This is a genomic window from Acidobacteriota bacterium, assembly GCA_034211275.1.
Lineage (GTDB): Bacteria > Acidobacteriota > Thermoanaerobaculia > Multivoradales > JAHZIX01 > JAGQSE01.
This window is the reverse complement of sequence record JAXHTF010000029.1, coordinates 1-24,954: the sequence shown is the minus strand read 5'-3', so window position 1 is coordinate 24,954 and position 24,954 is coordinate 1. Positions and strand designations below refer to the sequence as shown.

The 24,954-nt window shown below is 68.0% G+C and carries 23 protein-coding genes and 1 pseudogene; 20 read left to right on the top strand and 4 right to left on the bottom strand.

Going from position 1 to position 24,954, the window contains the following annotated elements:
- Positions 1–3 precede the first annotated feature (3 nt).
- The 5 genes from SX243_07375 (at position 4) to SX243_07355 (ending at position 7,368) form a co-directional block, all read left to right on the top strand.
- Positions 4–249 carry a hypothetical protein gene (locus tag SX243_07375; GenBank protein MDY7092775.1) on the top strand — a complete coding sequence of 82 codons (246 nt, stop codon included), beginning with the start codon at positions 4–6 and terminating at the stop codon, positions 247–249.
- Positions 242–3,208 carry a carbamoyltransferase C-terminal domain-containing protein gene (locus SX243_07370; GenBank protein MDY7092774.1) on the top strand — a complete coding sequence of 989 codons (2,967 nt, stop codon included), beginning with the start codon at positions 242–244 and terminating at the stop codon, positions 3,206–3,208. The genes SX243_07375 and SX243_07370 overlap by 8 nt, the downstream gene beginning before the upstream one ends.
- A gap of 126 nt (positions 3,209–3,334) precedes the next feature.
- Positions 3,335–5,110: a hypothetical protein gene (locus SX243_07365; GenBank protein MDY7092773.1), complete on the top strand. Its 1,776-nt coding sequence runs from the start codon at positions 3,335–3,337 to the stop codon at positions 5,108–5,110.
- Positions 5,107–5,748 (top strand): CoA pyrophosphatase, encoded by a 642-nt coding sequence (locus SX243_07360; protein MDY7092772.1) that lies wholly within the window; start codon positions 5,107–5,109, stop codon positions 5,746–5,748. Before SX243_07365 ends, SX243_07360 begins: the two co-directional genes overlap by 4 nt.
- Before the next feature lie 108 nt (positions 5,749–5,856).
- Entirely contained in the window at positions 5,857–7,368 is a 1,512-nt protein-coding gene (locus SX243_07355) for a deoxyribodipyrimidine photolyase (GenBank protein ID MDY7092771.1), read from the top strand.
- A 228-nt stretch (positions 7,369–7,596) separates the two neighbouring features.
- On the opposite strand, the gene trmH is transcribed toward SX243_07355, so the two are convergent.
- The 4 genes from trmH to SX243_07335 form a co-directional block, all read right to left on the bottom strand.
- Positions 7,597–8,262 carry a tRNA (guanosine(18)-2'-O)-methyltransferase TrmH gene (trmH, locus tag SX243_07350; protein ID MDY7092770.1) on the bottom strand — a complete coding sequence of 222 codons (666 nt, stop codon included), beginning with the start codon at positions 8,260–8,262 and terminating at the stop codon, positions 7,597–7,599.
- Positions 8,263–8,343: 81 nt separating this feature from the next.
- Positions 8,344–9,267 carry a DUF2090 domain-containing protein gene (locus tag SX243_07345; protein MDY7092769.1) on the bottom strand — a complete coding sequence of 308 codons (924 nt, stop codon included), beginning with the start codon at positions 9,265–9,267 and terminating at the stop codon, positions 8,344–8,346.
- A gap of 75 nt (positions 9,268–9,342) precedes the next feature.
- Entirely contained in the window at positions 9,343–10,536 is a 1,194-nt protein-coding gene (locus SX243_07340) for a patatin-like phospholipase family protein (GenBank protein ID MDY7092768.1), read from the bottom strand.
- Positions 10,537–10,896: 360 nt separating this feature from the next.
- Positions 10,897–11,844, bottom strand: a complete 948-nt coding sequence (locus SX243_07335; protein MDY7092767.1) for a transposase — start codon at positions 11,842–11,844, stop codon at positions 10,897–10,899.
- A 462-nt stretch (positions 11,845–12,306) separates the two neighbouring features.
- Here SX243_07335 and SX243_07330 point away from each other — a divergent pair, with 462 nt between their 5' ends.
- The 15 genes and pseudogenes from SX243_07330 to SX243_07260 form a co-directional block, all read left to right on the top strand.
- Positions 12,307–13,281 carry an ATP phosphoribosyltransferase regulatory subunit gene (locus SX243_07330; protein MDY7092766.1) on the top strand — a complete coding sequence of 325 codons (975 nt, stop codon included), beginning with the start codon at positions 12,307–12,309 and terminating at the stop codon, positions 13,279–13,281.
- On the top strand, positions 13,278–13,904 hold the full coding sequence (gene hisG, locus SX243_07325; protein MDY7092765.1) for an ATP phosphoribosyltransferase: 627 nt from the start codon (positions 13,278–13,280) through the stop codon (positions 13,902–13,904). Before SX243_07330 ends, hisG begins: the two co-directional genes overlap by 4 nt.
- Positions 13,901–15,235 (top strand): histidinol dehydrogenase, encoded by a 1,335-nt coding sequence (hisD, locus tag SX243_07320; protein ID MDY7092764.1) that lies wholly within the window; start codon positions 13,901–13,903, stop codon positions 15,233–15,235. The genes hisG and hisD overlap by 4 nt, the downstream gene beginning before the upstream one ends.
- The gene (locus SX243_07315; GenBank protein MDY7092763.1) at positions 15,232–16,350 is read left to right on the top strand and encodes a histidinol-phosphate transaminase; all 1,119 of its coding nucleotides are present in this window, start codon (positions 15,232–15,234) and stop codon (positions 16,348–16,350) included. Before hisD ends, SX243_07315 begins: the two co-directional genes overlap by 4 nt.
- 41 nt (positions 16,351–16,391) lie before the next feature.
- On the top strand, positions 16,392–16,970 hold the full coding sequence (locus SX243_07310; GenBank protein ID MDY7092762.1) for an imidazoleglycerol-phosphate dehydratase: 579 nt from the start codon (positions 16,392–16,394) through the stop codon (positions 16,968–16,970).
- Positions 16,967–17,641: an imidazole glycerol phosphate synthase subunit HisH gene (gene hisH, locus SX243_07305; GenBank protein MDY7092761.1), complete on the top strand. Its 675-nt coding sequence runs from the start codon at positions 16,967–16,969 to the stop codon at positions 17,639–17,641. The genes SX243_07310 and hisH overlap by 4 nt, the downstream gene beginning before the upstream one ends.
- On the top strand, positions 17,628–18,431 hold the full coding sequence (locus SX243_07300) for a HisA/HisF-related TIM barrel protein (GenBank protein ID MDY7092760.1): 804 nt from the start codon (positions 17,628–17,630) through the stop codon (positions 18,429–18,431). Before hisH ends, SX243_07300 begins: the two co-directional genes overlap by 14 nt.
- Positions 18,431–19,225 (top strand): annotated as a pseudogene (gene hisF / locus SX243_07295) (imidazole glycerol phosphate synthase subunit HisF). Before SX243_07300 ends, hisF begins: the two are co-directional and overlap by 1 nt.
- Complete coding sequence (hisIE, locus tag SX243_07290; protein MDY7092759.1) at positions 19,220–19,969, top strand: bifunctional phosphoribosyl-AMP cyclohydrolase/phosphoribosyl-ATP diphosphatase HisIE; 750 nt, start codon at positions 19,220–19,222, stop codon at positions 19,967–19,969. The pseudogene hisF and the gene hisIE overlap by 6 nt, the downstream one beginning before the upstream one ends.
- Positions 19,966–21,462, top strand: coding sequence for an anthranilate synthase component I (gene trpE, locus SX243_07285; GenBank protein ID MDY7092758.1), 1,497 nt, complete (start codon positions 19,966–19,968; stop codon positions 21,460–21,462). The genes hisIE and trpE overlap by 4 nt, the downstream gene beginning before the upstream one ends.
- Positions 21,459–22,133, top strand: a complete 675-nt coding sequence (locus SX243_07280) for an aminodeoxychorismate/anthranilate synthase component II (GenBank protein MDY7092757.1) — start codon at positions 21,459–21,461, stop codon at positions 22,131–22,133. Before trpE ends, SX243_07280 begins: the two co-directional genes overlap by 4 nt.
- A gap of 2 nt (positions 22,134–22,135) precedes the next feature.
- Complete coding sequence (gene trpD / locus SX243_07275) at positions 22,136–23,143, top strand: anthranilate phosphoribosyltransferase (protein ID MDY7092756.1); 1,008 nt, start codon at positions 22,136–22,138, stop codon at positions 23,141–23,143.
- Positions 23,136–24,050, top strand: coding sequence for an indole-3-glycerol phosphate synthase TrpC (locus SX243_07270; GenBank protein MDY7092755.1), 915 nt, complete (start codon positions 23,136–23,138; stop codon positions 24,048–24,050). Before trpD ends, SX243_07270 begins: the two co-directional genes overlap by 8 nt.
- Complete coding sequence (locus SX243_07265; protein ID MDY7092754.1) at positions 24,047–24,655, top strand: phosphoribosylanthranilate isomerase; 609 nt, start codon at positions 24,047–24,049, stop codon at positions 24,653–24,655. Before SX243_07270 ends, SX243_07265 begins: the two co-directional genes overlap by 4 nt.
- Positions 24,652–24,954, top strand: a 303-nt coding sequence (locus SX243_07260) for a tryptophan synthase subunit beta (protein ID MDY7092753.1), incomplete at its 3' end; no start/stop codon positions are given. The genes SX243_07265 and SX243_07260, both read left to right, overlap by 4 nt.

The following is a 24,954-nucleotide window of genomic DNA, read 5'->3' as shown; positions in this document are numbered from 1 at the left end:
GAGATGGGTAACGAGCGCAAAGAGCTCAAAGAGCGCAAGCCGAAGAAGAACGCGCCGGAGGAGGAAGCCGGGAAGGAGTCCGTGGAGACGTCCACCGGGAAGGCCGGGGACTTCACCCTGCGCTGGCTGACGCCCCCCTTCAGCGAGCTCAACGAGCCGCCGCCAGCAGGACGGGACGGCGTGGCCGCCGGCACTTCCTCCTACGATGCTCTTCCCGGGGAGATCATCGAGGGGCCGGACGATGGCTGACGCCGCGGCGGACTTAGAACAACGTCTCCAACAACACGGCGCCGAGCTGTTGGCAGCCTGGCGGCGAGCGAGCTCCGCCGGTGGAGTGCTGGTGCTGGCGGACCCGGGGGGCTGGTGCGGGGGCTGGTGGGTCCAGCGCCTGTGCTCCGAGCTGGGCTTTCCTCTTCCTCCCATGGCCCTGGCGGACGGCGGTGGTCGTCCCTGGGGCTGCCTCGGGGATCTGGCCTGGGAGCTGGCTCGTCGCCTCCGGCGATCTCATCCCGGGGCGCTGCGGCGTTACGGTTCCCTATTGGTGAGCCTGCGGCCGGCGGTGGCGGGGAAGGAGCCGCTGCAGGGCTTCCGAGGACACGCCTCGGGGGTGGCAGACTACCTGCTGGAAGGTCACGTGGCAGGGCTGCGGGATTTCTTCCGCGGCCGCGACGTGAGCCCATGGCTCGGCGAGGACCTGGTGAGCTGGGTGCTGGCGGCGACCCGCCAAATCAGTAGCGCCGAAGAACAAGGCGCGGAGGTTGGGGTCGGGCGGTCGCCCCTGTGGATCGACGTGTCGGCTCCTCTGAGCGCCACGGAACAGCAGGGCCTCAAGCTGCTCACGGCGCGACTGGGGCAGGAGTCGGCGGGGCCTTCTGCCGGGCCCCTTCCCGGCTTGCTGCTGACGGTGCCCTGGCCGCTGGAGAAGCTACCGGAAGATCTGCGAGAGCTGAGCTTCGTCCAAGGTTGGGAGCTCTGGCCGGTGCCTGGAGCCCAGGAGGAGCGGGTGGAGCGCGAGGAAGCTCTTCTGAACCTGCCGTTGCCGGAGAAACGAGCTGTGGCGGCGGCGGCGCTTTGGGGACGGCGGTTCCAGGCCGCCGAGCTCGCCTCTGTCCTGGAGGTGAACGAGGACGAGGCAGAGCGGCGCGTGCAGAGTCTCGCCGAGGATCAGTGGATTCTGAAGGTGGGGGAGGATGGCTGGCTGGTGACGGTCGCCCTGCGCTCCGGAGCTGCGTCGGTACCGCTGGACGAAGCGGAGCGGGCGGAGCTGGAGATGAGGGTGCATCGGCAGGCTGCTGAGGTGTCGGAGCTGGCGGCGGATCGCAGCCGGCACCAGCGTCTGGGCGGTGTCGAGGGTTGGGGGCTGACGGGGCTCCAGGCCATGGCCCACGGATGGCGGGTGTCCGACTATGCCGCCGCCCTCGACCACGGGCGGCGAGCCATGGAGGATCCGAAGGTCCTGGAGAAGGTGCACCCGGAGCTGGTGCTGGCGCTCCTGTACTACGAGGCGGGCCGATTCGAGGAGACGGACGAGCAGTTCTCCGCGCTGGTAGCCCGGGCGACGAAGGAGATCTCCCGGGTGATCCTGGGGCGGCTCCAGGGCTACGCTCAGGTCTTCGGATTGCACCAATTCGAGCGCGGTCTGGAGACCTTCGAGCTGCCGCTGAAGTATTTCCGCGAGCAGGAGCGGCGCAGGGAGGTGTGCTTCCTGCGCAACTCCAGCGCTTGGGCGCTGCTGCGCCTGGGGCGCTTCGACGAGGCGCAGGAGCTCGAGGAGCAGACGCTGGAAGAGGTGGAAGGCTTCGATCCACCGGATTCCTATTTGCTGACCCTGATCCACCTCAATCTGGGGCGGCTGCTGCGGGATCGCCAGCCGCAGGCGGCGGCGGAGCACATCGCTGCCGCCCGGGAAGCCAACGAGGGGGATTTGAGCCCGGACTTGCTGCTGATCTTCCTGTTGCTGCGGGCGGAGGTGGCTCGGGTGCAGGGAGAGGCGGCCCTGCGGGCGAGCTTGTGGGCCCAGGCGGATGAGTTGCTGCGGGACTTCGATGCGGTGGAGGTGGCGGGGCGGGTGGCACCGCTGCTCCGGAGCTGGTGGGATGCGGAGACTGCTGACCCTCGTCGGGCCTTGGGAGAGACCGTGCGCCGGGCGCTGGCGGTGGGCTTGGCCGAGGCGCAAAGCGCTCTCGACTCTGGGACCTCCTCGTCGGGGCTGCACCGGCTGTCGTTGGCCGAGGCCGACGAGGAGCTGGGACGGCGGTTGGAGCAGGAGTTGGAGACCGAGGCTGCCGAGCTCGGAGGTTTCGAGCTGCAGGGCCTGCAGTTGGAAAGCCTGGAAGCTGGAGACTTGCCGGAGTTGCTCTCGGGGCTGGTGGTGGAGCAGGGCTCGGTGGCCTGGCTTCGCGGCGGCGCTCTCGTCGTCGACGGTGCTGCGACGGGGCACGGGTTGGTACTCCAGGATCCTCGCTCGGCGTCGGCACGGACCCGGGTGCGCCGAGCGCTACGACGGGCGCCCTGCGCCGGATGGGTGCTGGCCCTGCCGTCTGCTGGGAAAATCTTTGAAGGTTGCCGCCCGCGGCCGGGGGAGTTGCAGATCCTCGACGTGAAGCACGGCGAGCGGAAACGCTTGCCGGGGCTCGAGCCGGTGGATGTGCGGGTGTGGACGCTACCGGAGACGCCCGACAGCGGCGGAGGAGACCCGCGGCTGCGGGCTCTTCTGGAGCATTTCGCCGAGCTCACCGGCGTGCCGCTGCTGGCGGTGACCCACCTGCGGCGGGCCGGTCGCTGGCCGGTGGAGGAGCCCCGGCGGGCCCTGCGGCTGATGTTGGAGACCGGTATGGAGCATCTGGTGGTGGGGAATCGATGGCTTCGATGGAATCCCCAGGAGGGCGGCCGGGATCCGTGGCTGGCGCTGCGGCCGAAGCTGTCGACGGTAGCGCTGGTCTACCGTAGCGACCAGGAAGCCAGTAGCGACCAGGAAGCCAGTATCGACCAGGAAGCCAATATCGATCCGGAAGCCAGGCCTCCAGGATTCCTGACGGCCCCCGGCTGCTGCGCTCAGGTGGGGGATGGGGCGTTGGAGTTTCTCGAGGGGTGCAACGGTCAGCTGAGCCTGGGGCAGCTGCTGGAGGGTCTCGAGCCGCAGTCTCGGCGGGCGGCGAGGACTCTGTTGCGGCAGCTCCACGATCGGGGCCTGGTGAGCCTACTCTGACAGGTATTCAGTGGGCACTGGGCTTCATTGGGGACTGGGCTTCAGCGGACACTGGCTTCAGCAGACACTGGCCTGTGAGAAGATGAGCGGCGGCGCGGGACCACCGCCCACGCCGAGAAACTCTCCATGTCCACCTACCGCTCTTCCCGCATCGCTGCCTGGTCCTTTCTAGGCCTGCTGCTGACCGCCAATCTGGTGGCGGCGGTGCTCTTCGACCGCTCTCAATGGCCGGGGCTGGTGGGGGATGAAGCGACCTACCTGATGCAGGCGGAAAGCCTGGCCTACGACCTCGATCTGCGCTACTCGCGGGAAGACTACGACCGCTTCGTCGAGCTTCACGGTCAGCCGCCGGAGGGCCTGATCCTACAGAGCCGGGACGACGGTGGGCATATGGTCTACAGCAAGCCTTTCCTCTACGCCCTGGCCCTGGCGCCGGCGGTGCGGGTGGCGCCGGAGAAGGGGCCGGCGGTGATCAACGCCCTGTTGTTAGCGCTGGCGGCGCTGATGGCGGCGCGGTCTTTGGAGCGCCTCCAAGGGGCTGGGGGGCCGGTGTGGGTGGCGGTGTGGGTCTTCGCCTCGGTGGCCTTCGCCTACACCTTCTGGAGCCATGCCGACCTCTTCCTGATGTGCGCCACCGCTGCCGGCTTCGCCCTCGCCACCGGGTCGGTGACGCCGGTACGGGGGGCGATGCCGGAGATCTTCGACCAGGATCCGGAGGAGCGGCCGGACTCGCGCTTCGCACTGCGCTGGCTGGCGGTGGGGGTGCTGCTGGCGATTCCCGGGGCCTTTCGGCCGTTCTATCTGACTCTGCTGCTGCCGGCGCTGATGATGGTGCCGCCGCGGCACGCTCTACGGGCTCGCACCTTGATCCTGGTGCCGGCGCTGGCGGTGCTGGCCCTCACCGCCGGAGTGCAGTGGGTCAGCGGCGGCAGCTGGTCGAGCTACGGCGGCGAGCGCCAGGGCTTCTACCAGCGCACGGGCTTCCCGGAGGTGGACTTTCCCGCCGGCGGCTGGGATGAATCCGTGGAGCGCTGGGGCAACACCTCGTGGCTGCACGAGGATCTCTTCGAGGTCGAGACGGACCCCAAGCTACTCGGTTGGAATGCCCTCTATGCTCTCGCCGGCGCCAATGTGGGAGTGCTGCCCTACTTCCTGCCGCTCTTCCTCGGACTGCTGGCGGGCGGCTGGACGCGGCAGCGCAGCTGGTTGCTGGCGGCGGTGCTGGTGTCCATGGCGGCGTTCCTGATCTTTCGGCCGTTCAATTTCTATGGCGGCGCCGGTGCCATCGCCAACCGCTACTTCCTGCCGCTCTTTCCGGCGCTGTGGTTCGGTGGTCATCGGGAGCTTCGCGGGCGCTGGGCGCTGCTGGCGGCGGCGTTGGCGGCGCCGCTGATGTTGCCGACCTGGAGCCAGCCCTGGGCCTATCCGGTGCGGGCAGAAGGTGGGTACCACCATGTGAACACGCTGGCTCGCAGCTATCTGCCCTACGAAACCAGCCAAAGCCATCTGCCGCGAGCTTCCGAGGATATTTCCTACGGCGGGATCTGGTTGCGTTTTCCGGATCCGACGATCTGGCCCCAGGACGGGCGCCTGCGAATCCTCGGTGGCACTCAGAGCCGCTTGCTGGTGGGGAGCCCGACAGTGCTGCGGGGGCTGGAGCTGACCCTCGCGCCGCCGGCCACCACCGCCCTCACCGTCGACGGCGCCGAGGTGGGGGAGATGCGCTTCGAGCCCAACGGCACCTTCCACGTGGCTCTCGAGCTGGCCGAGCCGGATCGCCACCACGCCATGTGGTGGACCTCCACGCCGCAATATCTCTATCTGTTGACCCTGCGTCTCGACGAGACTCCGGAGCGCCCGGTGCCGATGTCGTTGACGCCGCTCTTCGGGAGTGACCCGTGACCGATTCTTCTAAGCCTGATTCTCCCCTCGTTCCCGAGGTCCAAGAAGCCGCCGCCGACCTTCCTTCGAGCTGGATCGTCCAGCTGCGAGGCCGCCTGACATCGCCGCCCCCGAGCCGCTTGGCGGCCACCGGCGACCGTTCCGCGGCGGTGTTGGTGCCCCTCTTCGTCGACGCCGGTGAGCTATGGGTGCTGCTCACCCGCCGGGCTGAAGCATTGCCCAAACACCGCAGCCAGATCGCCTTTCCCGGCGGCACCCTGGAGCCCGGCGAAACGCCCTGGGAAGGGGCCCTGCGGGAAGCTCAGGAAGAGGTCGGCCTGATCCCGGAGACGGTGTTGCAGCTGGGAGAGTTGGACGAGCTCCAATCCACCACCGGGTTTCGGGTCCTGCCCTGCGTCGGTTGCATTCCCAGCGGCTTTCAGCTGCGCATCAACCCGGACGAGATCGCCGATACCTTCCGCGTGCCCCTCACCGCTTTGGCCAATCCGCGGCTGATCGAGGATCGGCCGGTGGTGGTGGACGGCCACGAACGGATGCTGCGGGTCTACCACGTTGGCTCGCGGCAGATCTGGGGCATCACCGCCAAGATGCTGCAGAACCTGCTGCGGCGGCTGGGGATGGAGCCGTCGGCGAATTGAGCTCTGCCTTGGCCTTCGGAGAGCTCGGATTCCTCCGACAAGACCTCTGAACCGATCCCTCGACAGCTCGCGGTGCCGTCCGCCTGGGAGGGCTAGGCTGCGATCCTTATGAGCGAATCTAACTCGGTCCCCTCAATCCGCATTCGTGCGGTCAACGAGCAGCCGGTGCGGCAGGGCGGCTCCTTTGTGCTCTATTGGATGATCGCCAGCCGGCGGCTGGAGTGGAATTTCGGCCTCCAGTGGGCGGTGGAGCAGGCGCGGGATCTGGGACTGCCGCTGGTGATCCTCGAGGCTCTGCGGGTGGGTTACCCGTGGGCCAGCGACCGGCTGCACCGCTTCGTCCTCGACGGCATGGCGGAGCACGCGCGGCGGCTGGAGGATTCGAAGGTGCTCTACCACCCTTACGTGGAGCCCGAAGAGGGAGCCGGCAAGGGGCTGCTGGCAGCGCTGGCGGAATCCGCAGCGGTGGTGGTGACGGACGACTATCCGGCCTTCTTCCTGCCACGGATGGTGCAAGCGGCGGGGCAGCAGCTGAAGGTGCGGCTGGAGGCGGTGGACAGCAACGGTCTGCTGCCCTTGAGAGCGGCGGACAAGACCTTCTCCCGGGCCTTTGACTTTCGCCGGTATCTGCAGAAAGAGCTGCCTCAACATTTGGGTGCCTTTCCTCGCCCGTATCCGCTGCAGGGACAGGCCCTGGAGGCGCTGGAGTCGTTGCCGAAGAAGGTTCTGGAGCGCTGGCCGGCGGCGGGGGAGGACTTGCTGGCGGGCTCGGAAGGGGCGCTGGCGAAGCTGCCCATCGATCATTCGGTGCCGGTGGCACCGGCCCGAGGGGGCGCCGAAGCGGCACGGGAGACTCTGGAGCGCTTCCTCGAGGAACGGTTGGACCGCTATGGCGAGGGCCGCAATCACCCCGACGACGACGCGGCCAGTGAGCTATCCCCCTACCTCCACTTCGGTCACCTGAGCGCGCACCAGACCTTTGTCGAGGTGATGGAGCGGGAGGGCTGGAACCCCTCCAAGCTGGGCCATAGCACCAGCGGCAGCCGGACGGGCTGGTGGGGGACGGGGGAGTCGACGGAGTCCTTCCTCGACGAGCTCATCACCTGGCGCGAGGTGGGGTTCAATATGTGCTGGCGCACCGACGAGTATGACCGCTATGAGTCGTTGCCGGATTGGGCGCTTCGGACCCTGGAGGAGCACGCCGGCGACGAGCGGCCCTACGTCTACACGCTGCAGGAGTGGGAGCGCGCCGAGACCCACGACGAGCTGTGGAACGCGGCGCAGCGGCAGCTGGTGTTGACGGGCAGGATGCACAACTATCTGCGCATGCTCTGGGGCAAGAAGATCCTGCATTGGTCGGAAAGCCCGCGAGCGGCACTGGACATCATGATCGAACTCAACAACAAATACGCCCTGGACGGCCGGGACCCCAACTCCTACAGCGGGATTTTCTGGGTCCTGGGGCGCTACGACCGGGCGTGGGGTCCGGAGCGAGAAGTCTTCGGCAAGATCCGCTACATGACCTCGAAGAGCACCCGCAGCAAGCTCAAGTTGAAGGAGTATCTGCGGCGGTGGGGGCCGGAGGGAGAGGCGGCGGAGAGGCAGCAGAGCTTGTTCTGAGGCGATTCCCGCACCGAATCAACACTTGGGTCCTCCCTGTTGGTCCCCGGCCCTTGCCCGGCTTCTTTCGAGGCTTTCTGGGGTCTACAGCAGCATCCAACCAGAAGGTGAGCCAGAGCAGAACCAGAACTTGGGTCCCCCTTTTTGGGGACCTCGGCCAAGAAGGAGCCAACAAGCACCAACAAGTGGGTCCTGCCGGCTGAAACGCTTGAAGTTAAGGCTTTCCGCTCAGCGCGGAAGAGGGCCGAGGAGCTTGCCGTCTTCGTCTAGAGCGGGGTAGGGCACCTGGTGCTGGCGGCAAAGGGCGGCCTGGCGGGGATAGGCCCACTCGAAGAGGGTCCGTCGGAAGATCCCCTCGTCGAGTCGAGACGACTTGTAGAGGCCCTGATTCTGTCGCTGCCGTTGAGCCTCGTAGAGAAGGAGTGCGGCGGCCACCGAGACGTTGAGGCTGCTGACCATGCCGATCATGGGGATGATCACTTCCTGATCTGCCAGCGCTCGGGCCTCCTCGGAGACACCATCCTTCTCTTGCCCCAGGAGGAAGGCGGTGGGAGCGGTGTAGTCGGGCTCGCGGAAGTCGATGGCGGCGTCGGAGAGATGAGCCGCGTAGATGCGAAAGCCGCGGTCCTTGAGGACCGTCGCTGCGGTCTCGATGTCCGGATGGCTTTGGATGCCGATCCAGCGGGCGCTACCGGCGGCGGACATGCGGCGGGCGGAGGGGAGCCGCCCGCCGAGAAGAACTGCGTGGGCCTCGAAAATGCCCACAGCGTCTCCCGTTCGCAGGATGGCGGAGAAGTTGTGGGCCTTGTGGACATGCTCCATCAGCACCGTCAGGTCCGGCTGACGGTGGAGGAGAATGTCCCGCAGGCGGTGGAAGCGGCGGCGGGTGATCATGGAAGTCGGTAACTAGCTCGGCGGCCGGTGCTCATCTCCTAGATCGCTGCCCGCAAGGGGCTAGGAGCCGCAGCCTTTCCGTCAGCTCTGAGCTTGCTTCCAGACGTCGACGCAGCCTTTGTAGTTGCGGGCGATCTCGTCGACACAGCTCTGCGCCTGAGAGGGATCGGCGAGGAAACGCTTCACCGCATCGCTGAAGTTGGTGCGGCCGACGGCGAAGCCGATGAAGCCGTCGACGGGGGCCGCTACCTGCAGCCACTTGTGCACCTGGGCGGTGTCGGAGCCCCGCCCCAGGAGGATGCAGCCCACATCCTGGCGATGGTCGCCCCGGCGAACCGCTGCGGAGACCGTTTGGGCCTGCTCCCGCGTCTCCAATCCCTCGATCTTCCAGATGTCCGGCTCGACGCCGAAGTCTTGCAGCTCGTGGATGGCTTCGACCATACGCTGGGGCCGGACTTCCTTGTCATAGCGCTCGCCCATGGCCTTCTCCTCGTCGGTCACCGCCGGCACGAGGAGCTCGAACATCATGTAGTGATCCTCGGTGTCGTGGATGTACTCCGAGAGCTCTTTGAGACGGGTCGCCTGCTCCCGATTTTCCTGGGCGTTGTCGGCGGGGTGATAGCGCACCAGACATTTGACGATCTCGGGCTTGAAGAAGCGCAGATGGTCCTGCCAGCGAGGGCCATACTCGAAGTCGAAAACCGGCTGGCCGGACTTCTCGACACAGATCGAACGGCAAATCCCGGTCGCCGCGGCATCCACCAGCACCTGGTTGCCATATTCGGCGTCGACCAAGACTCCGACCTGATCCTTGGGCACGCCCATGTCGATGGCCTTGAGCAGGCCTCGGTAGATGAGCATCTTGGCTTCCGCGATGGCGCTGCGCTGGTCTTCGGTGGCGCTGACGACGGGATCGCCGGAAAGCTGGAAGAATTTTTTGCGGAAGCTGCCGCGGTGGTCAAAGGGCTGGACGAATAGGGGCTGGTTGTAGCCGATCTTCTTCATCGAGAGATCCTCCGAGAGCGAGTGCTGGGAAGTGGGGCGACCGCGAGGCGGACGAGCCTAGTGTACGCGTCGGATCTAGGGCGTCGCAACCCCGCTGTCGAGGAGAAGTCCGATGCGGTCCCCGGCTTGCTCAGCGTCTCGCTCACCGATTTCCATCAGCCGACGAAGGTAGGAGGGCTGGAACATGAGCAGGCTGAGGAAGTCTGGGCTCGACGTTTGGCGGGTGCCGAGGCTGCGGGTGAGAAAGCGAAAGGTGGAGGGCAGATCGGGCTCGTATTCAGCGGCCAGGCGGCCGAGATCCTCCGACGGCCGGAGCACCACCGAGTCGATGATTCGAAAGCTGCCCCTCTTGTTCGGAGGAAGCCGGCCGATGAGCTCGTTCATCTTCTCCATGCGGGCGACATCCTGGTCGACAAGATCGAGGAAGACCGAGTTGAGGAGCTTGCCCAGGATCTGCGCCGGCGGTGGGTAGCCGGTGATGGAGGAGCGGTCGGCATCCTCGACGGAGCGCCGGTAGCGCGTGGAGATCACCAGGATGCGCGAGGCGCCGAGATGGATCGCCGGTGACAGCGGAGCGGTGAGGCGAATGCCGCCGTCCCCGTGCCAGCTGCCGGCGAGGCGCACGGCGGGGAAGAGGAGCGGTAGCGAGGAGGACGCGAGGATGTGCTCCAACACCAGGCGGGCTGTGCGGCTGCGGCGACTGGGGCGCTCCCAGGTTTGGATTTGGGCACCTTCGACCCAGGTAATCGTCTGCCCGGTACCGTAGTCGATGGTGGTGAGGGCGATGGCCCGGAGACGTTCAGCTTCGAGGTTGCGGCGGATGCCGATGATCTCGCCGTCAACGGTGGGCAGGACCCTCGTGAGGGTTTGGCGGAGAGGTTCGGTGTCGACCAGACCTCGGACCTTCGGTGCGTGCTCCGACCCACCGGAGGTGAGGCGACCGGCCCAGCGCAGAAAGTTGGAGCTGAGGGCTGCGGAATCGACCCGAAAGACGTCTTCTAGCTCGAGGTCGGACCAGATGGCAGTGAGCTCGTCGGCGGCTTCTTCCAGGCTCCCAGGGTGAGAGGCGAGGAACGTGGCGTTGATGGCTCCAGCGGAAACACCGGTGATGATGGGGAAGCGGGCGTTTGGAAAGCGTCGGGCCAGGCCGCGAAGAAGGCCGACCTGATAAGCCGCTCGAGCGCCGCCGCCGGAGAGCACGATGGCCAGATCGTGAGGCGGCTTGGCGGGCTCGGGTCGGTCGGGCGATGGTTGAGAGGTTTGGGACATGGGAAAGCTGCGGCAGATGGGCTCATTGTCCATCAAGCCCGTGGCTCGATCAACTGTTGGTACCCAAGTTGTGATTCCTGGCCTTCGCTACTGCAAGAAGTGCAAGAAGAGGCACCCACTTGTTGGATTGTCGGTGTTTCGAGCCCGGGTCGGCGGCTTTTCGTCTCCAAACAAGGCCTTCGAGATGGACTGCGAGAGCTCGTCCGTTGGGCAAATGGGTTGCTCGGCCTCGAGAATTTGAGTCTGATCTACAGCAGAAACTCGTCTGGGTGAGCCTCGAGGCGCACCTCTCCCTGAGATGCTCGATGAGCCATCCAGAGTCGTGTTGAGTTTGGAGGTCTTCGGGCTCGGGCTAGCCGATCATCCAGCTCGCGGGCGGTTGGTTGGCTCGACAAAGGTCAGGGCTGGTGGAAACGTGCCTTCTGGGAATGTTACGAGTCGATCTCCGGCCCGGAGCTTGGCTGAGGCGGCCATGTAGGCGGCAACCACTTGTCGATAGGCTGCTTCGAAAGCTTCTTTGACTGCCATGGACGCCGCGATGATCAAGGGTCCTGGGCCCTTCTTGGGCTTTTTGGGGGCTGCGTGGGGGTTCTGCCGGAGCAGTTTCTTCCGGCCCAAGGGGTGAGTGCCGTTTTTCCGGTGCCTGGATCGGGTCTCCTCTTCGATCTCATCCACCAGGACCTGAACTCGCTTCTGGTACTCCTCCCAGGACAAGACCGCCCAGCAAGGTAGCTGGGACAGCTCGAGAATCTCCTCTTGCTCGTAGTCTTCCTCCTTGGGAGGAGAGGCCGGCCGGTTGTGGCGGTCGCGGCATAGGGCCGTGCGGTTGACCCAGATGCCACGGTGGACGGGACCTTCCAGGATCATCGACGCGGGGTGAAGGCCCGGCCACTCGAGGGGGCTGGCGACCAGATCCTCCTTGCATCCGTGAGAGAGCAAGTAGCGCAGAATCTGCACTTGAGATTCTTCGTCATCGGCTACTACCGAGTAGGAGTACTGACGGTGCCAGAACTTGCCGGACCAGCGGTGGATCCGGCCAGCTTCCCGGGCCAGGTTGCCGGCGAAGTAGCTCATGAACTGAGCCATGGCATGGGCATCGCGGACACGGAGCAGGAGGTGGACGTGGTTGCCAAAGATGAGGACAACCACCACTTCCACCCCAGCCCTCCTGGCGGCGCGGGCGACGATGGCCTTGGCCAGCCGATTGAGCTGGCCGCTGGGGGTGAGTAGGAAGCGGGCCTGGAGGCACCGATGGGTGACCAGGACCAAGGCTCCGCCGGGAGGAACGAATCGAATAGGTTTTCTCATGAAATCTCCTTCACCCGTTCAAGAGGGCAAAAGGAGCAGGGATCGCTCACCTTTTTGAAGAAAAGGGCGAGATTTCTGAAGATTCCGCAGTTGGGACCCAAGTGTTGGCTGGATTTCAGGAGGGGGGACCCAAGTGTTGGTTTTGGGCGGTTGGATGAGCTGAACGGGGGGTTGACAGGTTTCGGGGGGGCTGCTGTAATCCTCAAGAACCCTCTGGGTTGAAGAATTATGAGCAAGACCGCCCCGAAGACGAGCTCGCTGAACGAGTCCACGCCTGCGCTCTGGCTGCGCTGGCATCATCATGGTTTGAGCTAAGCCGGGGCGACTGGTCCCGGTACTCTCGATTCCGGGACGGGGCCAGAGCTAAGCGGTCGCACTATTTGAAGCCTCCTCCCGGCACCGGGAGGAGGTTTTTTGCATGCGACGAAATGATTATCAACCGTTAGCGCGGGGGAGGCGGCGATGAAGGTTTCGGCGGCCTTGCCGGCGGGGGTGTCGGCGCTGTTTTTCGAGGCGGCGCAGAATCGCCGTCGGCTGGAGGCGCGCCTGGCATCGGGGCTGGAGGAGGCGGGATTCTCCGAAGTCTTGTTGCCCATCCTGGATTATCTGGACCCCTACGAGCCCCTGCTCACTTCCGCCGGACGCGCGGAGCTCTACCGCTTCATCGACCGCGACGGCGAGCAGCTGGCGTTGCGGGCGGATTTCACCACGATGTTGGCGCGGCTCTTGGCTCCAAGGTTGCCGGCGCTGGAGCTACCGTTGCGCTTCTTCTACCGGGGCGACGTGGTGCGCTACCAGGAGACCCGGCCGGGGCTGCAGCGGGAGTCGTATCAGATGGGGGCGGAGCTGCTAGGAGTGCCCGGAGCGCAGGCGGAGCGGGAGATGTTGGAGCTGTGCCTGGAGCTGCTGCAGGACCTGGGACTGTCGGATCTGCGAGTGGTGCTGGGTTTCGCCGGGGCTCTCGACGAGCTGCTCTTGGCAGGGCAGGAACAGGGGCTTTCGGCGCGTCAGCTGGCGGCGGCGGTGGAGCGCCGGGAGCGGCAGCCGGTGCGGGCGGCCCACCCGGCGCTGTTGCAGGTGGTGGAGAATGGAGTGCCGGCGGACCCTGGTGACCTGGGGGCACCGGGAGCCGGCGCTCTCGAGACTCTGGGCCGCCTGCGCCGGGATCTGGCGGAGCGCTTCCCCGAGACGGAGTTGATCCTCGACCTGGCGGAGTTCGCCGGCACCACGCGGGATCCCCAGCTCGCCGAGGCTCGCGGCCGCCGCAGCTATTACGATGGGTCGCTGTTTCGGGTCTACGGCGGTGCCGGTTCGGAGGCTTTGGCCGGAGGCGGGCGCTATGACCAGCTCTTCGGCACCCTCGGTGCGGGGGTGCCGGCGGTGGGTTTCTTCCTCGCCGTGGATCGGCTACTGCGGGCCAACGGGGGGGAGCCGTGATTCGTCTGGCGTTGCCCAAGGGGCGCAATCAGCAGCCGGTGGTGGAGGCCCTGCGGGCCGCCGGGCTCTCTCTTTCGGCTCTCGACAACGGTGAACGCAAGCTGCTGCTGCCGTGTCCGGAGGACGGCTTCGAGCTGCTCCTGATCAAAGGCTGGGACGTGCCGCGCTATGTCGAGCATGGGGTCGCCGACCTGGGGGTGGTGGGCAGCGACGTGTTGGAGGAAGTGGGCGGGGACCTGCTGGTGCCGCTGCGCTTCCGGGCCGGCCGGTCCCGCTTCTGCCTCATCGGTCCGCCGGGCTCACAGCCTCAGCCGGGCAGTCAGGTGCGCCTGGCGACGAAGTATCCGGAGACCGCCCGCCGGGCCCTGCGGGAGCAGCCCTGGGGGGCGGAGATCCTCGAGCTCAGCGGCTCCATTGAGCTGGCGCCGCTGTTGGATCTGGCGGATATCGCCCTCGATATCGTCCAGACCGGGCGCACCCTGAAGGAGAATCATCTGGTGGAGCTGGAGACGGTCAAGGAAGTCGCCGACTGCCTGGTGGTGAACCGGGCTTCCTTCCAGCAGCATCGGGCGGTGGTCAACGATCTCATCGCCCGGTTGGAAAGCGCGGAGGTGGTGTTGTGAAACGCTCGCTGAGGATTTACGGGGCCCACACCCGGCGCGGCCGCAAGCGCCTGGAGCGCCTCTTGGGGCGCGGCCGGCTGGTCTTGGATCGCAAGACCCTGCGCAAGGTGGAGCGCATCGTCACCCGGGTGCGCCGGGGCGGCGACGGGGCGCTGCTGGAGGCGGTGAGGAAGTACGACGGCTTGGAGGCAGGCGGAATCGCCGATTTGAAGCTGGCGCCCGCGGAGTCGGATCGGGGAGCGTGGGATCTGCCGGAGGGCTTCGCCACGGCGTTGGATCGGGCGGTGGCGGCGGTGGAGGCCTTTCATCGGCCCCAGGTACATCCGGGCTACGCCTTGCCCGGGGAAGAGAATCCGCAGGACGATGGCATCCAGCTGGTGGAGCATCGGAGAGCTTTGCGGCGAGTGGCGGTCTACATCCCCGGTGGCCGGGCGTCGTATCCGTCCACGGCGGTGATGACGGTGGTGCCGGCGCAGCTGGCGGGGGTCGAGGAGATCGTCGCCGTGACTCCGCCACGGGCCTATCGCGCCATGCCGGCGCTGCGATATACCCTGGATCGGCTGGGAGTGCGGGAGGTCTGGGGCATGGGGGGCGCCCACGCGGTAGCGGCGTTGGCTTACGGCACCGAGTCGGTGCCGCGGGTAGACAAGATCGTCGGTCCCGGCAATGCCTGGGTCACCGCTGCCAAGCGCACGGTGGTGGGGGATGTGGCCATCGACGGGCTAGCAGGGCCGACGGAGGTGGTCATCGCCGCCGATGGCGATACCGATCCCGCCACAGACCCCCGGTGGGTGGCGGCGGACCTGCTGGCTCAGGCGGAGCACGATCCGCTGGCGGCGGCGGTGCTGATCACCGACCGGCGGCGTTTCGCCAAGGCGGTGGCGAAAGCGGTGGAGGAGCAGCTGGATGACCTGGCTACCGCCGACACCGCCCGGGCTTCCCTGCGCCGCTTTGGCTGTGCTCTGGTGGTGGAGTCGATGGACGAGGCTCTGCCCTTGATCCAGGCCATCGCCCCAGAGCATCTGCAGCTGGTAGGGCCGGAGGCGGAGGCTTTGGAGCCGCGGGTGACCCACGCCGGAGCAGTGTTCCTGGGGGCTGCCACGCCGGAGGTCTTCGGCGATTATGTCGCCGGTCCCAGTCACGTGCTGCCCACCTGCGGTAGCGCTCGGTTCAGCTCGGCTCTAGGGGTCGAGGATTTCATTCGCCGCAGCCACACGGTACGTTTTTCGCCCTCGGCGGCGGAGCGTTGGGCGGAGGCGGCGGCGGTATTGGCGGATGCGGAAGGGTTGCCGGCGCACGCCGAGGCGGCCCGCAGGAGGATGCGATCATGAGCGGAACGGATAGCGGTACGTCCCCGGCGCGGTTCGTGCGGCCGGAGCTGCGGCGCCTCAAGGCCTATCACCTGATCCAGGCGGAGGCGGACTTCAAGCTGGATCAGAACGAGGTCCCGTGGGATCTGCCCCGGCGGATCAAGGAACGGGTCCTGCGCCGACTGAAGGAAGAATCCTGGGCCACGTACCCGGATTTCAACGCCGACGAGCTCCGCAAAGCTTTGGGCAAGCTCGACCATTGGCCTTGGGAGGGAGTGTTGGTGGGGGGAGGCTCCAGCGAGCTCATCAGCATCTCGGTGGAGGCCATGTGCGAGGCCGGCAGCGAGGTCCTGGGGCACGCCCCGAGCTTCGGCCTCTACAACATGCTGCTGCCCCGCTCCGGCGCCAAGCCTCACTTTCTGCAGGCGGGGCCGGATCTGCTCATCCCCTATGAGCGGATGCTGGAAGAGGTAGAGGCCAACCCCCAGCGGGCGGTGATCCTGTGCACCCCCAACAACCCCGTCGGCGACGCCCTGTCGGTGGAGCAAGTGGACGAGCTACTGCAGCGGCTGGACGCGCCGCTGATGCTCGACAACGCCTACCACGGCTTCACCCGCTACGATTACCGCCCGCTCCTCGACCGCCACCGCCACCTGCTGATCTACCGCACCCTGTCCAAGGCCTGGAGCGTTGCCGGCATGCGCATCGGCTATGTGCTGGCGGATCCGGAGCTGGTGTCGGAGCTGGTCAAGGTCAAGCTGCCCTACAACCTGGAGCACGCGGGCATCCTCACCGGTCTGGCACTGATGGAGGATCCGTCCTTCTCCGACCGGGCAGTGCGCACGATCCTCCAGCGGCGGCCCCAATGGCGGCAGATGCTCGAGGAGGCGGGGCTCGAAGTGTTGCCCAGCGAGACCAATTTCTTGCTCATCCGCTGCGGCACCGGGGATGAGGGCGTGGCGCGGGCCAAGCGGCTCCTCGCCGGCCTCACCGAGCGGCGCATCCTGGTGCGGGACGTCAGCGCCGGCCCGGGGCTCGCGGGTTGCCTGCGGGTGACCGTGGGCGGCGGCGGCGCGCTGCGGGCGATGAAGAAGGCCTTGGCGGAAATCGGCGATCTCGGCGGGGCGGCGTCATGAGCTCGGCCCCGACGGCGACTCCCGCACCGCGCAGATCCCAAGTGGAGCGCTCAACCTCCGAGACCCAGATTCGTCTCAGCCTCGATCTCGACGGCGGAGAGCGGGTGCTCGAAGTGCCCGACGGCTTCTTCGCCCACATGCTCGACTCCCTGTCGACGCTGGGCGGGCTGGGGCTGAAGGTGCAGGCCCAGGGCGACACCGAGATCGACCTGCACCATACGGTGGAGGACGTGGGCATCGCCCTTGGGGATGCGCTGCGGGAAGCCCTGGGAGATCGCCGCGGAGTGGTGCGCTTCGCTCATGCGTATGCGCCGCTGGACGAAGCCCTGGCGCGGGCGGTTGTGGATTTGTCGGGGCGCGGCTTCTTCGCCTGGCGGGTGCCGCCGGAGCTGGAGCAGGTGTGGGTGACCCAGACCTTTCCCCTGACCTTGGTGGCGGACTTTTTCCAGGCCTTCGCGGACCGCGGCCGGTTGACCCTCCATTTGGACCTGTTTCACGCCCGCAGCGGCCACCACGCCGCCGAGGCGTCCTTCAAGGCGGTGGCCCTGGCTTTGCGGCAGGCGCTGGTCCTGCGCGGGGGGGATGCGGTGCCCAGCACCAAGGGGACTTTGTCGACATGACCTCTTCGCCCGGCTCTGAAAACTCTTCGGAAGGAACATCCCGGAGGGGGATTGAGGGGCAGGAAATCGTCGTCATCGACCCAGGAGTGGGCAATCTGGGCAACCTGACACGGGCAATCCAACACTTGGGTGCCACTCCTCGGATTACCGTCGATGCGGAGGAGGTGGCGGCGGCGCGATGTTTGCTCTTGCCCGGCGTCGGCGCTTTCCGGCCACCGCGGGAGCGGCTGCGGGGGGCGTTGGAGGAGGCCTTGGGGCAAGCTCTGGCGAACGGTGCCTGGCTGCTGGGCATCTGCGTCGGCTATCAGCTGCTCTTCGACTCCAGCAACGAGTTCGGTGACACCGACGGCCTGGGGTTGATCCCCGGAACCGTCCGCCCGCTACCGGAGACCGTGCCGCTGCCCCACATCGGCTGGAACCCGCTGCTGGAGGTGCAGGACCATCCGCTGGTGGCGGGGCTCGACGGAGCCGCTCTGTACTTCGTCCACAGCTATGCCCCGGAGGACGTGCCGGAGGAGCTGGTGCTGGCCCGCTGCCGGCACGGTCGGGATTTCCCGGCGGTGGTGGGTCGGGGACGGGTGCTGGGGACTCAATTTCATCCCGAGAAGAGCGCCGACGCCGGTTTGCGTCTTCTCGCCAACTATTTGGAGCTGGCTCATGGCCCCTCCTGAAGCTGCTGATTCCATGGCTCCGGACTCTCCTCCGGCGCGCTCCATCGACCTGCTGCCGGCCATCGACTTGCGCGGGGGGCAGGTGGTGCGGCTGCGCCAGGGGGACGACGCACGGCGCACCGTCTATAGCCAGGATCCCCGTGCCGTGTTGGAGAGCTTTGCCGCCGCCGGCGCGCGGTGGGTGCACGTGGTGGACCTCGACGGCGCCTTTGGCGATGGCTCCCAGCGGGCCCTTACCGAAGACTTGGCGGAGGCTGCCGGAGCGCTGGGACTGAGCCTCGAGCTGGGGGGCGGCCTGCGGGATCGGGACGGCGTGCTGCGGGCCCTGGACGCGGGCTGCCGGCGGCTGGTGCTGGGCTCCATGCTCGCACGGGATTTCGATCTCTTCGCCGCCCTGGCGGAGGAGCTGCCGGGGCGGCTGGTCCCGGGGATCGATCTCAAGGATGGCCAGCTCGGCGTCGCGGGGTGGACCGAGACCGCGGATCTGAATCTCGAGACCCTGGCGCGGCGTCTCGCCGGCCTGCCATGCCCGGCGGTGCTGGTCACCGACATCTCCCGGGACGGCGAGCTCGGTGGCGCCAACCTGGAGCTGGCCTGCGAGGCCGGCCGCCTCACCGGGTTGCCGGCGTTGCTCTCCGGCGGCGTCGAAGGATTGAACGATCTGCGCCGGGCGCGGCAGCGGCCGGAGATCGGCGGTGCAGTGGTGGGGCGGGCGCTCTACGACGGTCGTCTGGAGTTGGCGGAGGCGTTAGCGGTCTGCCGCGGGGACGACCCCGAGGGAGGCTCCTGATGAGCCCGCTACGTCCTTGGGAGGGCACCCTCAGCGGTCTGACCCGTCGCATCATCCCCTGTCTCGACGTCTCCGCTGGCCGGGTGGTCAAGGGAGTGCGCTTCCAGAACCTGGCGGACCAGGGAGATCCGGCGGAGATCGCCCGCCGCTACGGTGAGCAGGGGGCGGACGAGATCGTCTTCCTCGACATCGGCGCGGCGCCGGAGCGCCGGGATACGGACCTGGACTGGGTCCGCCGCAGCGCCGAGCAGGTCTTCATTCCCCTCACCGTGGGCGGCGGTGTACGCGACGTGGAGGATGCCCGGCGGCTGCTCTTGGCGGGGGCGGACAAGGTGGGGATCAACACCGCCGCGGTGCGCGACCCGCAGCTGTTGAGCCGCCTGGCGGAGCGCTTCGGCCGTCAATGCGTGGTGCTCTCGGTGGATGCCCGCCGGCGGGGGCCGAGCCCGGAGGACGGTTGGGAGGTGGTCACCCACGGGGGGCGTCAGGGCACCGGCCTCGACGCGCTGGAGTGGATTCGCCGCGGGGTCGAGCTCGGGGCGGGAGAGCTCTTGTTGACGAGCATCGACAGCGACGGAACGCAGCAGGGTTATGACCTGCCGCTGCTGGAGGCGGCTTCCCGGGCGGTGACGGTGCCGGTCATCGCCTCCGGCGGCGCCGGCAAGATGGAGCATCTGGAGGCGGCGTTGGCGGCGGGTTCGGCGGCGGTGCTGGCGGCATCCATCTTCCATCACGGGATCTACACCGTAGGACAGGTCAAGGAGTATCTGGAGGAGCACGGCTATCCCATGCGCCATTCCTCCCATGGCTCCGCTAGCCAGGCCAGCCAGGCCAGCCAGGCCAGGCCGGGGGCAAGCTCGAAGACGAGCACACAGACTGCGGAGCACCCATCGGGCACGATGGCGGGAACGGTGCGGGATCCCGATTCCCTCACCTACGATGACCGGGGCCTGCTGCCGGTGGTGGTGCAGGACGCCGCCGGCGGTGCGGTGCTGATGGTGGCGTGGGCCAATCGGGAGGCGGTGGCCAAGACTCTGGAGACCGGCGAGGCGCATTTTTGGAGCCGCTCCCGCCGCAAGCTGTGGCGCAAGGGGGAGACCTCGGGCAATGTGCTGCGGGTGGTGGAGGTCTTGGCGGATTGCGACCGCGACACGCTGCTGGTGCGCGCCCATCCCGCTGGCCCCGCCTGCCATCGCGGTACCCGCACCTGCTTCGAGCCCAATCCGGTGGAGCTGGAGCTGGGTTGGCTGCGGCAGGTGCTGGAAGAGCGCCGGAAGGCGTCCCCGGAGGAGAGTTACACCGCCCGGCTGCTCGCCAAGGGGTTGCCGCGGGTGGCCCAGAAGGTGGGGGAGGAGGCGGTGGAGACGGTCATCGCCGCTCTCGGTGAGGGCGACGACGGTGGGGGCAACGACGAGGAGCTGGTCGGGGAGGCGGCGGATCTGCTCTATCACCTCTCGGTGCTGCTCCTGGCCCGCGGCATCCCGGCCCGGGCGGTGACCGAGGAGCTGCGGCGGCGCCATCAGGGGGAAGGCTCATGAGCGACTCCACGCCCCGGCGGGCGACGCCCCACACCCGGGAGTTTCTGGCGGATAGTCTGACGCCCCTCGGGGTCTACCGACGCCTCGCCCGCACTTCGTCCTCCCGATTCCTCTTCGAGAGCGTCACCGGCGGCGAGCAGGTTTCCCGCTTCAGTTTTCTCGGGGCGGCGCCGCGAGAGATCTACCGCCTGTACCCGGATCGCCTGGAGGTGGAGCGGTCCGGTCGCCGCACCGACCTCCCGGGGGAGCCCCTGGAGGCGCTGCGGCGGGTGCTCGGCTCGGTGCGGGGGGCGGCCAGTCCGGTGCCCTTCACCGGCGGCTTCGTGGGCTATTTCGGCTATGACCTGGTGCGCATGGTGGAACGGCTGCCGGCGCGGCCGGCGGATCCCTTCGACCTGCCGGTGGCACTCCTCGCCCGGGTGGACGACCTGATGGTCTTCGATCACGCTCAGCAGCGGGTGCTGACCATCGCCAACGAGATCGAAGGGGAGGTCTCGGTGAGCGAGGCGGAGCGCCAGCTGGAGGCCATGGCGCGGCTGCTCACCCGCTCCGGCGGTTCCGGGGCGGTGCCGGTGCCCTCCCGGCGGCCGGGGGCGGCGGAGGTTCAGGCCAGCGTCCAGGCGAGCCTCGGCGGAGCCCAATTCCGCGCGGCGGTGGAGCGGGCCAAGGAGTACATCGGCGCCGGCGACATCTTCCAGGTGGTGCTGGCGCGGCGCTTCACCCTGCCCCGGGCGCCGAAGCCTCTGTCCCTCTACCGTGCCCTGCGCATGGTCAATCCCAGCCCCTACATGGTGCTGTTGGAAACTCCGGACGTGGCTCTCGTAGGTGCCTCACCGGAGATGTTGGTGCGCAAGACGGGGCCGAAGGTGGAGACCCGGCCCATCGCCGGTACCCGCCCCCGGGGCGCCGACGCCGATGGCGACAAGGCCCTGGCGGAAGATCTGCTGACGGACCCCAAGGAGCGAGCGGAGCACGTCATGCTGGTGGATTTGGGGCGCAACGACCTGGGACGGGTGGGGCGTCCCGGCACCGTCCGGGTGGGCACCTTCATGGAGGTGGAGCGCTACAGCCACGTCATGCTCATGGTCTCCGACGTGGAAGCGGAGCTGGAGCCGGGGCGGGACGCCCTGGACGCCCTCCTCGCCTGTTTCCCCGCCGGCACCGTCTCCGGCGCTCCCAAGATCCGCGCCATGGAGATCATCGACGAGTTGGAGCCCGAGGCTCGGGGACCTTACGCCGGCGCCGTGGGCTATTTCTCCTACTCCGGCGATGTCGACACCTGCATCACCATCCGCACCTTGGTGGTGCGCCGGGGGGAGACCTCGGTCACCGCCGGCGCCGGCATCGTCGCCGACTCCCAGCCGGAGAAGGAAGAGCAGGAGACGGAGAACAAGGCCGCGGCGCTGCTGGCGGCGGTGGCCCTGGCGGAGGAGCTGGAAGGGGATCCGGACGAGGACCCGGGCGCGGAAGAAGGAGAGGGCGAGACCCCATGATCCTGGTCATCGACAACTACGACTCCTTCACCTACAACCTGGTGCAGATGCTCCAGACCGCCCATCTGGAGACCGAGGGCGTCCCCGCCATCGAGGCACCAAGGGTGGAGGTGGTGCGCAACGACCACGAGTCGGTGGCGGCGCTGTTGGCGCGGCGGCCGGCGGGGATCGTGCTCTCGCCGGGGCCGTGCCGGCCGGAGCAGGCGGGGGTGTGCATCGAGCTGCTGCAGGCCCAGACGGAGGCGGACGAGGCCATTCCCGTCCTCGGGGTCTGCCTGGGACATCAGGCCTTGGGCATCGCCTTCGGCGCCAAGGTGGAGCGCTCGCCGCGGCTGATGCACGGCAAGACCTCGGAGGTGCGCCACGGGGGTCTCGGTCCCTTTGCGGGCCTGCCGGATCCCTTCACCGCCACCCGCTACCACAGCCTGGAGGTGCCGGAGGAAAGTCTGTCGGAGGAGCTCGAAGCCATGGCCTGGAGCGACGATGGCTCGCTCATGGGGATGCGCCACCGGCGCTTGCCCTATTGGGGTGTGCAATTCCATCCCGAATCGATCCTCACCACCACCGGACCGGAGCTGCTGGCCAACTTCCTGCGCTTCTGTGCCGACGAGACTAGGCGATCGACGAGGGCGGTAGAAGAGCCCGATAGAGGAGCCCGAAGAGGAGTCTAATGATGGAGTTTTCCCAAGCCCTGGAGCGCCTGCTGGACCGCCGGGATCTCAGCCGCGAGGAGACCGAGGAGCTCTTCGGCCGGCTGATGGACGGTGAGCTCGCCGAGGCGCACAAGACGGCGCTGCTGGTGGCCCTGCGCATGAAGGGGGAGTCGGCGCCGGAGATTGCCGGTGCCGCCGCCGCCATGCGCCGGCGGGTGTTGGCCATTCCGCACCAGCGGCCGCGGGTGGTGGACACCTGCGGCACCGGCGGCGACGGCCGGGGTACCTTCAATGTCTCCACCGCTGCCGCTCTGGTGGCCGCCGCCGCCGGCGTGTCCATCGCCAAGCACGGCAACCGCTCGGTCTCCAGCCGCTGCGGCAGCGCCGACGTCCTGGCCGCCGCCGGAGTGCCGGTGGAGGCGACGCCGGAGCAGGCGGGGGCCGCCCTCGAGGCCATCGGCCTGGCCTTTCTCTTCGCCCCGAAGCTGCACCCCGCCATGGCCCAGGTGATGCCCATCCGCAAGGCCCTGGGGGTGCGCACCGTCTTCAACGTCCTGGGTCCCCTGACCAACCCCGCCGGCGCCCGTCGCCAGCTTCTGGGGGTCTACGCCCCGGAGCTGGTGGACCGCCTGGCCCAGGTGCTGGTGGAGCTGGGCAGCGAGCACGCCCTGGTGGTCCACGGCGAGGGTCTGGACGAGATCACCACTACCGGCTCGACCCGGGTGGCGGAGGTGCGCGACGGCACGGTGCGGATCTACGACGTGCACCCGTCGGATTTCGGCCTCGCCACCGCCCGGCCGGACGATCTGCTGGGGGGCGAGCCGGAGCACAACGCCCGCCAGCTGCAGCGCGTGCTGGCGGGGGAAGCCGGACCGCTGGCGGACATCACCGTGCTCAACGCTGGCGCCGCGGTCTATGTCGGCGGCGAGGCGGAGAGTCTGGCGGCCGGGGTCGAAGCGGCGCGGGAAGCCCTCGATTCCGGTGCCGCCGCCGCCAAGTTGGAGGAGCTGAGGAGCTTCGATGGTTGATTCCGCAGCATCCTCCGGCCCTGCCGCAGCGCTACCTCTGGCCTCGGATCGGGTGGCGGAGGTGCTGGCGCGCATCGTCGAAGGTCGCCGCCGCCGGGTGGCGGAGAGCGGTGAGGCTCTCGGGGTCCAAGGCTTGCCGGCGGCATCCGCTTCGGAAGGGAATGCACCGGCGGTGCTCGATCCAGCCTCCAACGCCTTCCTGGGGGCGCTGCACGAGAGCTCCCCGATCGAGAGCCCCCAGATCGAGAGCTCTCAAGGCCCGAGTCGGCCGGCGATCATCGCCGAGGTCAAGATGGGTTCGCCGCGGCTGGGATCCCTGGTGGGGAAGATCGATGCGGAGCAGCAGGCCCGCACCTACCGCGACGTCGGCGCCTCGGCGCTGTCGGTGGTGGTGGAACCGGATTTCTTCCACGGCGGCTATGAGCTGCTGGAGCGCTGCCGCCGGGCCAGCGGCCTGCCGGCCATCGCCAAGGACTTCGTGGTGGATCCGATTCAGCTGCACTGGGCGGCGAATGCGGGGGCGGACGCGGTGCTCCTCATCGCCGCCCTCTACGATCGTCACACCCTCCACGCCCTCGCCGCCGCCGCCCGGCGGCTGGGATTGGTGCCGCTGGTGGAGACCCACGGCGAGGGGGACCTGGAGCTGCTGGCGGGAGCTTCCTGGGAGTTGGTGGGGGTCAACAACCGCGATCTGCGCACCTTCGACGTGGATCTGGGCCACTCCGAGGCCATGGCACCGCGGCTGCCGGCGGGGGCGCTGAAGGTGGCGGAGAGCGGCATCGCCTCCGGCGCCGACGTGGCGCGGCTCCACCGGGCCGGCTTCCGAGCCTTCCTGGTGGGGGAGTCGTTGCTGCTGGCGGAGGATCCGGCGGCACAGCTGCGGGAGCTGCTGGGAGATGCCGGATGAGCCTGGTGAAGATCTGCGGTGTCACCCGCGTCGAGGATGCCCAGCGGGCGGTGGAGCTGGGAGCGGATCTCGTGGGCCTCAACTTCTGGCCCCGGAGCCCCCGCTATCTGACTCCGGAGCAGGCGCTGCCGGTGGCGGAGGCGGTGCGCGGCCGGGCGCAAGTGGTGGGGGTCTTCGTCGATCCGCCGCCGGGCCGGCCGGAGGCGGTGGCGGAGGCGGTGGGCCTCGATCTGGTGCAATTCCACGGTGACGAAGAGCCGCAGCGCCTGGCGCCCTGGGGCCGGCGGGCGATCAAGGTCTTTCGGCTCTCGGGGGCGCCGGAGCCGGAGCAGCTAGCGGCCTATCCGGAGGTCTGGGGATTTCTCTTCGACGTCCGCCATCCGGACTATGGGGGTACCGGTGAGCGCTGGGAGTATGGCACCCTGTCGGGGTTGGAGCTGCCGCGGCCCTTCTTGGTGGCCGGCGGCATCGGTCCCGACAACGCGCGGCAGGCGCTGGAAGCCAGCGGCGCTGCCGGTATCGACATATGCTCCGGCGTGGAGACGGCCCCGGGAATCAAAGATGGAGAACGCATGCAACGATTGTTCGCGGAGGTAAGACGATGACCAGGGCGAATCTGCAGGATCTCACCCGCCAGCCGGATCGGGCCGGCCGCTTCGGCCCCTACGGTGGGCGCTACGTGCCGGAGACCCTCATGGGGCCGCTGGCGGAGCTGGCCCGTGCCTACGACAAGATCCGTGGCAAGCGCGCTTTTCGCCGCCGGCTGGCGGGGCTGGCGCGGGATTACACCGGCCGCCCGACGCCCCTCTACCGGGCGGATCGGCTGACCCAGCACCTGGGCGGCGCGCGCATCTTCCTGAAGCGCGAGGACCTGCTCCACACCGGCGCTCACAAGATCAACAAC